The 1396-nt window shown below is 55.4% G+C and carries 1 protein-coding gene; it reads right to left on the minus strand.

What is annotated here, in order from left to right:
• Positions 1 to 1380: acid phosphatase (locus L1N82_RS00030; protein ID WP_407946653.1), on the minus strand; the 1380-nt coding region annotated here is incomplete at its 3' end.
• Positions 1381 to 1396: the final 16 nt, after the last annotated feature.

The raw sequence follows: 1396 nt of genomic DNA on the forward strand, positions 1-1396 counted from the left end.
GGAGATATCGTTGCGCCAGCGGTCGAGAGCATGGAAGCCGCCCTGGTCAGCGTCCATTGTCACAACCACATCGCTGTTGAATGCGCCGTAGCCGTCTGCGGCCGCGAACAGATTGAGGCGTCCCCAGCCCTCTGGATCATCCAGTACCGGATAACCGGAAGGCAGGCCGGTCGTAGCCAGAACGGCACGGCGCTGCTGAGCATTCAGGTAAGGCAGACGGGTTTCGATCAGCACCTCTGCGCCCTTTGGCACAACCATCGGCTTGTTCGTCGGGTTAATCTGCTTGAATCCGTAAGTCAGACGCTCCATATACTGGGCTTTGTTCTTCTCGTAATCACTGAAGCGGTCTTCCGCTGTACCGTTCTGTCTCAGCAGGACATTATGGGCCTGGTCGTAGGCTGCCTTCTTAAGCTCGGCATTCTCCGGATCATTCAGCGCGGCTGCCGCCAGGGCTGTTGCCATGACACGGCCGCCGATAACATCCAGCGGAGAGTGCATGCCGGCTACAATCCGGCTGTTGCCCATCTCGGAAGCGCGGGTCACCATTTCCTGGTAGCGCTCAGGTACTGCATAAGCCAGTGCCAGCGAAGCGAGATACGAAGCGTTCGTATGTCCGCTTGGGAAGCCGCCGTCCGTTGCAGGTGTGCTGCTTCTAGCAGGAACGAGAGTCGGCACGATGATATCCACACCGGCCCAGCGCCATGGACGCTTGTATTGGTAATAGTTTTTGGCTGGCGTCGTGGAGGCGTAGTTGCCGCGCACCTTGCCGATCAGGTCGACCATCTTGCCAAGCTTGGAGTTCGAGTCGCCGCCTTTATTGCCGTTCGGATTGTTGTCACTGTATTTTACCGAAGTAGCATCTGCCGGAATGTCGGTGATTGTAGTGGCCGTTCCCGACAGCGAGCGGTATACGTCCGCCAAAGCACCAAGGCCCTCGGTCGCACCGTAGGTCTGGTTTCTACGGTCATCGTAGTAAGCTCTCTCTTCATCTTCAGCTGTGCGGGTTTTGGACAGATCCACTACATATTGGATGTTGTAGTCCAGCACCTCGCTGTTCAGTATCGTTCCGTTATCCCAGGAATCGCCAGGCGTCCATAGTTCATGGAAACCGGATAGCACGCCGATCGCAGGATTGGAAGCTACCGTGCTGTTGTCCCTGTTGTTATTCTTGTAAGTGTCGACAAAATGTCCCCATACCGGCACGGATTCTCCTATGGTTAACAGAACCCGGTCGGATTGATAGCTCACATTTACCTTGTAATAATCAGGCAGGCCTGTCGTTTCAACGGAAGCAAATTGACCAGTCCGCTGGTCCTTGCCATGCGTCATAAGCGTAATTACGCTGCTGCTGTCAGGCACATAGTTATCGGTGAAATTCACAAGCAGTTTGCCGCCA

Source organism: Paenibacillus tarimensis (genome assembly GCF_021532315.1).
Lineage (GTDB): Bacteria > Bacillota > Bacilli > Paenibacillales > Paenibacillaceae > Paenibacillus_I > Paenibacillus_I tarimensis.